Origin of the sequence: Burkholderia sp. BCC1985 (assembly GCF_905339915.1) — a bacterium.
Classification (GTDB): domain Bacteria; phylum Pseudomonadota; class Gammaproteobacteria; order Burkholderiales; family Burkholderiaceae; genus Burkholderia.
Genome location: NZ_CAJPGY010000009.1, coordinates 220,894 through 228,449, shown reverse-complemented (window position 1 = coordinate 228,449; position 7,556 = coordinate 220,894). Strand labels below are relative to the sequence as shown.

Here is a 7,556-nt window from a genome sequence, read left to right as displayed (position 1 = left end):
GACGACCACCTTCTTGCGGCCGTTCGCGGCGAGCGCGTCGCGCACCTTCTGGTCGTCCCACGAGTTCATCGACGTGCGTTCGAGCGTCTTCTGGTTCGGGAACACGTCGAGCAGCTCGGGATACGTGTGGCCCGAGAAGCTGTCGCTTTCGACGGTCGTGATCGTGGTCGGGATGTTGAATACCTTCGCGGCCTTCGCGAGGCCGACGACGTTGTTCTTCAGCGTCTGGCGATCGATCGACTGCACGCCGAACGCCATCTGCGGCTGCTGGTCGATGAAGATCAGCTGGCTGTTGTGCGGAGTGAGTACTTCAAGCTTCGGGTTGCTCATGGCGGTGATGTCCTTTGACGCGGAGAAAAATGCGGCCTGCCTCGCCGACCCATGCGGGAGGCAGCCAATACGCTGTGCCGGGAGATTCGACAGCCAGCCGGCATCATTCAATACGCAAATTCCCGATCACGCCAATTAATCATTCTGATTCGCGCGGGCCGCGACGCTCAGGCTTAAAAGATCTGAATTTCGTTGAACCGAACCATGGTGAACGCGAAGACCTGATAGGCTGGTCGCGGACTGCCGAAGCGACGCCGGATCGGTAGTTATCCGTATTTTTTACACGGCCGCCATTTCACCCGGATCCCATGAAACCGTACACCGCCTCGCTGTTCGCCGGCCTCCTCGCCGGTATCGTCTATGCGCTGATCGGCGTGCCGTCGCCGGCGCCGCCGATCGTCGCGCTCGTCGGCCTGCTGGGCATCCTGGCCGGCGAACAGATCCTGCCGGTCGCGCGGCGGATGTTCAGCGGTATCCGGCTCGGCACCGCGTGGCGCGATGCGAAGTGCAGCCAGCACATGTTCGGTGCGCTGCCCGGTGCCCACGCACCCGACACCGCCGCGACGCGCCGCGATTCGACGCCGACGTGACGCCGACGTGACGCACGCCCGTTGACCGGATGCAGCCATGCCCGTCCGCGGGCATCGCCACGCCGTCGTGTTCCTTCGATCACGGTGGTGCCACGCGGCCTGGCCCGCGCCATGCCGTTGAGTCCCGTCGCCCGGCCGCGCGATGGATCGTCCTGAACGGTATTGGATCGAGCGGCGCTTGACGTTAACATGGCAGCCCGACGCCTCTCCGTGGAATTCGCCATGAAGCTGTCATTCGAAGCGCTCGAAGCACTGGACGCGATCGACCGCACCGGCACGTTCGCCGAAGCCGCCGAACTGCTGCACCGCGTGCCGTCCGCGCTGACTTACCTCGTACAAAAGCTCGAAAGCGACCTCGACGTCGCGCTGTTCGATCGCAGCGGACGCCGCGCAAAACTCACGCACGCGGGGCGCGTGGTCGTCGAAGAGGGCCGCCGGCTGCTGCATGCCGCCGAACAGCTCGAACGCAAGGCGCAGCGTGCGCAGCAGGGCTGGGAAACCGAGGTCCGGATCTGTGTCGACGAGATCCTGCCGTTCGAGGCGATGTGGCCGTACGTGCACACGTTCTACGGTCTCGAGATGGACACGCGGCTGCGACTGTCCACCGAAGTGCTCGGCGGCACCTGGGATGCGCTGATTTCGCGCCGCGCGGATCTCGTCGTCGGCGCCACGGGCGAGCCGCCCGAGCTGCCGGACATCGTGGCACGGCCGATCGGCACGCTCAGGCACGTGTTCGCCGTCGCCCCCACCCACCCGCTCGCGGCGCTGCCGGAACCGCTGTCGCTGGCATCGGTCGTCGCCCATCGCGGCGCGGCGATCTCCGATACGTCCCGCGAGCTGCCGCCGCGTTCGATCGCCGTCGACGCGGGGCAGCCGTATCTCGCCGTCCCTACCCTCGCCGCCAAACTGGCCGCGCAGTGCGAAGGACTCGCGGTGGGCACGCTCCCCGAGTGCATCGCGGCACGCGCGATCGCGCAAGGCAAGCTGGTCGCACGCCAGGTGACCGGCATGCGCGACACGACCCAGTGCTACCTCGCGTGGCGCGGCGACGAGGCCGGACGCGCGCTGCACTGGTGGGTCGAACAACTCGACCGCCCGGATCTCGTCGACCGGTTCACCGCGCTCGCCTGAGCCCGCTCTCTTCGCGGCCGCGACCGCCGTCGCCCGCCGCCCGCCGCGTCAGCCGAACGAATCGTGCAGGCGCTTCATCTCCTTCTCGAGCCACTCGATCAGGCTGAACGACGCATGCGCGCTCGCGGCCGGCGGCATCCGCATCTTCTCCTCGGTCGCGATGTGCTCGGTGAGCGATTCGCACATCAGCCGCCCCAGTTCGGGCTTCCTCGCGATCAGCGGTGACAGGTCGCGACTGCTCAGCTGATAGGCCGTCACGGCCGTTACCGCGTAGACGCTCGCATGCAGCTGCGTGCCGGCGAGCACGACGGACTGGCCGATCGCGTCGCCGGGCGCCATCCGCCTGACTTCCGTGTCGCCCGTCGCGCCGGGCACGAACACCGCCGCGACGCCGGCCGCGACGATCGTCAGCAGGCGCGCGTCGGAGTTCGACGCGTAGATCACCTCGCCCTTGTTGAACACGCGCGACGCGAGCGCATCGGCCAGTATCGCCAGGTCCGCGTCGTCGAGCTGCCTGAACAGCTCGACCGCGCGCAGCAGGCGTTGCCCGCGCGACGCCGGACCGGGCGCCGCCGGTGCGCCCGTCAGCGGGCGCAGCGCGACGTCCGCGGCAGCCAGATGCCGGTGGGCCAGATCGTAGAGCCGGTTGCGGACGTCGATCTTTTTCTGCAGCGAGTCGACGTAACAGACGAGTTCGTATTCGATCGAGTTGGTCCTGAACGCCTTGACGACCGGGATCGGCGCCGGACTCGCGAGCACGTCCAGCGAACTGGCCGCGGCATGCGCGAGCGCATCGACGACGACGGCGGGCCGCGCTTGCGGGTCGAGCTCGATCGTCAGCGTCACGCCGTACACGTTCGCCGGTTCGCTCAGGTTGACGATCGCCGCCTTGGCCGCGACGCTGTTCGGCACGACGACCAGGTTGCCGAGGCTGTCGATCAGCTTGGTCGCGCGCCAGTTGCTTTCGACGACGCGCCCTTCCAGCGCGCCGATCGCCACCGTGTCGCCAAGACGAAACGGCTGCGTGGTATTCAGCACCAGGCCCGAGAACACGTCGTTCAGCGTGTTCTGGACCGCGAGCCCGAGGATGACGGCGACCGCCCCCGACGTCGCGACCACGCCGCTCAGCGGCAGCCCCAGCACGTAGCCCAGCGCGGCGACGGCGGCCGCACCGAACACGGCGCCCGCGGCGATGTCGTGGAACAGCCGCTGGTTGCGCCATGCGCGCGGCAGCAGCAGATGATCGAGCATCAGGCTGAACACCAGCGCGCACTGCAGCCACCATGCGACGCCGATCGCCTGGATCGCGAGCCGGTCGAACCGGTCGGGCGACAGCGGCACCGCGAGCGGGCTCACGCCGGTCGAGAACAGCACGTAGGTCAACGCTGCGAACGATGCGCAGCGCCACACGGCTTTCGTCGTCGAACGGCCGCGCCCGAGCAGCCGCCAGGCGATCAGGTCGGCAAGAACGATCGGCGCGCCGTAAGCGACCGTGACGGACAGGTTCGGCATGCTGGAATGGGCTGAGGGCGTGCTTCGCGACGGGCGGGGACCCTGCGCCGGCAGTCGGTGGCGTCGCGACAGCGATGAGCGGACAGTCCCCGCGCATGCAATGTAGACGCGCCGGCCGGCCGGGTCCTGTGTTCGGCCTGAAACGTTCTGAATGCGCGGTCGGCGCGCCGCGCTACGCGTCGCGCGGCGGCAGTTCGGCCTCGCCCGCCTCGAACCCGAGCGCATGCACTTCCGACCAGGCGTCGTGCGCGATCTGCGTCGGCCCCGACGTATGCGCGAGCGCGGCCGCATACGCGGCCAGCAGCCGCACGCGTGCATCCGCACGCTCGGGCGTATCGTCGAGATCGCGCATCGCGTCGAGCGCCGCGCGCGCCCGTTCGCGACACTCGTCCACGAGCGACAGGTCGAACAGGCAGGGCACCGCGACCGCCGCCAGCGCGATGCCGACCTGCGCGTCGCCGTTCGGCGAAAACGCCCAGTCGAGCGCCGCGCGCAGATTGCCGAGTTCGCGCCGGATCACGTCGAGCCGCGATTCGACGAGCCGCCCGCCGGTGTCGCCGGGCGCCAGCCTGAACAGCGTGTGGAAGTAGTTCGCATGCGCGCGCGCGGCGGCCGCGCATTCGCCGTTGTTCTCGAGTTGCTGCAGCGCATAGGCGCGCGTCGTGGTCAGCAGCCGGTAGCGCGGCGCGCCGTGCGTGCTCTCCAGGCTCAGCAGCGATTTCGACACGAGGCCGGCGATCGTGTCGAGCAGATCGGCGTCGGTCAGTCCCTTCGTGCCGACGATCTCCCGCACCGCGTCGATCGAGAAGCCGTCCCGGAACACGCCGAGCCAGCGCAACAGCAAACGTTCCGTGTCGCCGAGCAGGCGGTAGCTCCAGTCGTACATCGCCTGCAGCGTCTGATGACGCGGCAACGCCGTGCGAAAACCACCGGTCAGCAACCGGAAATGGTCGTCGAGATGCGCGGCGAGCACGTCGATGCCGAGCACGGCCGCGCGCGCCGCGGCCAGTTCGATCGCGAGCGGCAGGCCGTCGAGACGCCGGCAGACCGACGCCATCAGTGACAGGCTGCGTTCGTCGAGCGGAAAGCGCGGGTCGGCGGCGCGGGCACGCGCCGAGAACAGCTGCACCGCGCTCGCGCCCGCGGTCTCGCGTTCGTCCGCGCCCTCGCCGGGCACCTCGAGCGGCGGGACCGGACACAGTCGTTCGCCCTGGATGCGCAGCGCCTCGCGGCTCGTCGCGAGGACGCACAGGCCGGCATCCGCCTCGGTCAGCGCGGTCGCGATCCGCGCCGCAGCGTCGAGCAGATGCTCGCAATTGTCGAGCACCAGCAGCATGCGCCGATGCGCGACGCTGGCGAGCACCGCTTCGAGCGTCAGCGATCCCGCCGGCTGCACGAGTTCAAAGGCGCCGGCCAGCGCGTCGGGCACGAATTGCGGACACGCCACCGTGGCGAGCGATACGAACGCGGCGCCATCCGGAAAGCTCGCTTCGGCGCGCATCGCCGCTTCGAGCGCAACCCGCGTCTTGCCGATGCCGCCGGCACCGACCAGCGTCACGACGCGTGCGGTGTCGAGCGCGGCCAGGACCTCGGCGACCGTCTGTTCCCGGCCAACGAGTTCCGTCGGGGCAAGCGCCAGCCGCGACGTCGCGCGATGCACGGGCGCCGCGCGCTCGGCTTGTCCGCCAACCAGCCGGTAGCCGCGCCCCGGCACCGTGACGATCAGGTTACGATCGTCGGCGAGCGCCTTGCGCAACGCGGCGACGTGCACCTGCAGGTTGTTTTCCTCCACGACCGTGTGCGGCCACACGCGCTGCATGATCTCGTCTTTCGATACCAATGCGCCGTTCGCCCGAATCAGGAGTTCGAGAATTTCGAATGCGCGACTGCCGATTCTCAGCAGTTTGCCGTTCGAGCGAATTTCACGTCTGTCGAGAAAGACGTGAAGCGTTCCAATCCGGATCATGTGAATTTCTAATCGTTTCCATTCGTTGATGCCCTGTCAGGAATGACACCGCCGCGTTGCCAATGCTACGGCATTCGCTCCGATCGATGATTCAAATTATCAGAACCCAATGGACAAATTTTTTGAATCGATGAAAACCACGAGCGGCCGAGGCACACCATCGATGCGCGAAATAGTGATTCACCGATGAACCCGTTTCATGTGACAGAACTTCGCCATTCCGGATTCGTTTCTGCAACCCGATCATTTGCCGTGGCGATTTGAATGAATTGCATTTCCACTTCGGGAAAAATGACTCGCGAGATTTCGGCAGAACCGATTCCAGATGTGCCGAACGGTCGATTTTTCCGTTCAGAACGATTCAGGCCACGCTCAAGACATTCAGCCGCGCGGCGCGAGACGATGTGGGTACCGGGCGAGCGCCGTCACGCCGCGAGGAGGACGACCATGGGGCACCGTATCGCCGGCATCCCGATTCCCGACAGCGCGCTCGCACGGGCAGCGGCCGCGACCGTGCGCGTCAGCGGGCCTGAACTCCTGTTCCGGCATGCGATGCGCGTGTTCGCGTTTGCATCGGTCATCGGCACGCGTCGCGGCATCGCCTTCGATGCCGAGCTCCTGTACGTCGCCGCGCTGTTCCACGACATCGGACTGACGGAACGCCACCGGCACTCGCGCCGGCGCTACGAAGTCGACGGCGCGAACGTCGCGCACGCGTTCCTCGGCGGATACGGCGTCGCCGCGGAAGACGCGGCCGAGGTTTGGCGCGCGATCGCGCTGCACACGAGCTTCGGCGTCCATCCTTGCATGACGCCCTTGACCGCGTTGCTCGGCGCGGGCATCGAGACGGATCTCTTCGCGCTGCATTTCGACGAAGTCAACCGCGCCGAACGCGACGAGATCGTGCACGCGTGGCCGCGCGGCCCGTGCTTCAAGGAGCTGTTCCTCGAGGCGCTCGCCGCGGGCACCGCGCATCGCCCCGAAACCGCGTTCGGCAACGTCGTCGCCGACGTGCTCGAGCGTTGCGACCCGGACTATCGTCGGACGAATTTCTGCGGCCTGGTGCTCGGGTCGAAATGGGCGGAGTGAGCGCGAGCAGCCGGCAGTGGCCGCCGCGCCGCGTCGCTCCGCCGCCGCATCACGCGCGGACGAACGCCAGCAGTTCGTCGTTCAGGCGTTGCGCGTGCGTCAGATACAGCGCGTGCGGCCCGCCCTCGTAGACGCTCAGCGTCGCTCGCGGCACGCGCTTCGCGGTCGCGGCGCCCGTCAGCGCGAGTGGCACCGTCTGGTCGTCGTCGCCGTGAATCACGAGCGTCGGCACGTCGAACCGGTCGAGATCCGCCCTGAAATCGGTTTCGGAAAACGCCCCGACGCAATCGAGCGTGCCCTTCAAGCCGGCCTGCAACGCCATGAAGGTCGTCCAGTCGAGCGCCGCGCGCGAGATCGTCGACGCGGGCCGGTTCGAACCGGTGAACAGCGGCCAGAAGTTTTCGAGGAACGCCGCGCGATCCGCGACGATGCCCGAGCGAATGCCGTCGAACACGGCAACGTCGACACCGTCGGGATGATCGTCGCGGCGTGCGACCAGCGGCGTCACCGCGCCGATCAGCACGGCTTTCGCGATGTGCCGCGTACCGTGCCGGCCGATGTAGCGCGCCACCTCGCCGCCGCCCATCGAAAAGCCGACGAGCGTCACGTCGCGCAGCCCGAGCGTCTCGATCAGCGTCGCGAGATCGTCGGCCAGCGTGTCGTAGTCGTAACCCGTCCACGGCTGGCCGGAGCGGCCGAAGCCGCGCCGGTCGTAGGCGATGCAGCGCATGCCGTGCGACGCGAGATGATGCATCTGGACGTCCCACATGTCCGCATTCAGCGGCCAGCCGTGAATGAACACGACCGGGCGGCCGGCGCCCCAGTCCTTGTAGTGAATCGAAACGCCGTCGCGTGTCGTGAACGTGCTCATGCGGATTCCTCGGTGGTGATCAGGCGGCCGCCGGCCGGTGCCGACGGACGGCGCGCGTAGCGCCGCG

General features: G+C 67.9%; 7 protein-coding genes. 3 read left to right on the top strand and 4 right to left on the bottom strand.

What is annotated here, in order from left to right; all coding sequences use genetic code 11:
- On the bottom strand, nucleotides 1–330 hold a 330-nt coding region (locus U4Z31_RS12120), incomplete at its 3' end, for an isochorismatase family protein (RefSeq protein ID WP_321810472.1).
- Between the two features lie 308 nt (nucleotides 331–638).
- Between U4Z31_RS12120 and U4Z31_RS12115 the strand changes: the two genes are divergently transcribed.
- On the top strand, nucleotides 639–920 hold the full coding sequence (locus U4Z31_RS12115) for a XapX domain-containing protein (protein WP_044847129.1): 282 nt from the start codon (nucleotides 639–641) through the stop codon (nucleotides 918–920).
- A 222-nt stretch (nucleotides 921–1,142) separates the two neighbouring features.
- Nucleotides 1,143–2,051 carry a LysR family transcriptional regulator gene (locus U4Z31_RS12110; RefSeq protein WP_044847128.1) on the top strand — a complete coding sequence of 303 codons (909 nt, stop codon included), beginning with the start codon at nucleotides 1,143–1,145 and terminating at the stop codon, nucleotides 2,049–2,051.
- 48 nt (nucleotides 2,052–2,099) lie between these two features.
- On the opposite strand, the gene U4Z31_RS12105 is transcribed toward U4Z31_RS12110, so the two are convergent.
- Both U4Z31_RS12105 and U4Z31_RS12100 read right to left on the bottom strand, forming a co-directional pair.
- A complete protein-coding gene (locus tag U4Z31_RS12105) occupies nucleotides 2,100–3,563 on the bottom strand; it encodes a mechanosensitive ion channel family protein (RefSeq protein ID WP_321810471.1) in 1,464 nt (487 codons plus the stop codon).
- 172 nt (nucleotides 3,564–3,735) lie between these two features.
- Nucleotides 3,736–5,529 (bottom strand): ATP-binding protein, encoded by a 1,794-nt coding sequence (locus U4Z31_RS12100; protein ID WP_321810470.1) that lies wholly within the window; start codon nucleotides 5,527–5,529, stop codon nucleotides 3,736–3,738.
- 447 nt (nucleotides 5,530–5,976) lie between these two features.
- Here U4Z31_RS12100 and U4Z31_RS12095 point away from each other — a divergent pair, with 447 nt between their 5' ends.
- A complete protein-coding gene (locus tag U4Z31_RS12095) occupies nucleotides 5,977–6,618 on the top strand; it encodes an HD domain-containing protein (RefSeq protein WP_321810469.1) in 642 nt (213 codons plus the stop codon).
- Nucleotides 6,619–6,667: 49 nt separating this feature from the next.
- Here the strand turns inward: U4Z31_RS12095 and U4Z31_RS12090 are convergent, their stop codons facing one another.
- A complete protein-coding gene (locus U4Z31_RS12090; protein WP_124892600.1) occupies nucleotides 6,668–7,489 on the bottom strand; it encodes an alpha/beta fold hydrolase in 822 nt (273 codons plus the stop codon).
- Nucleotides 7,490–7,556: the final 67 nt, after the last annotated feature.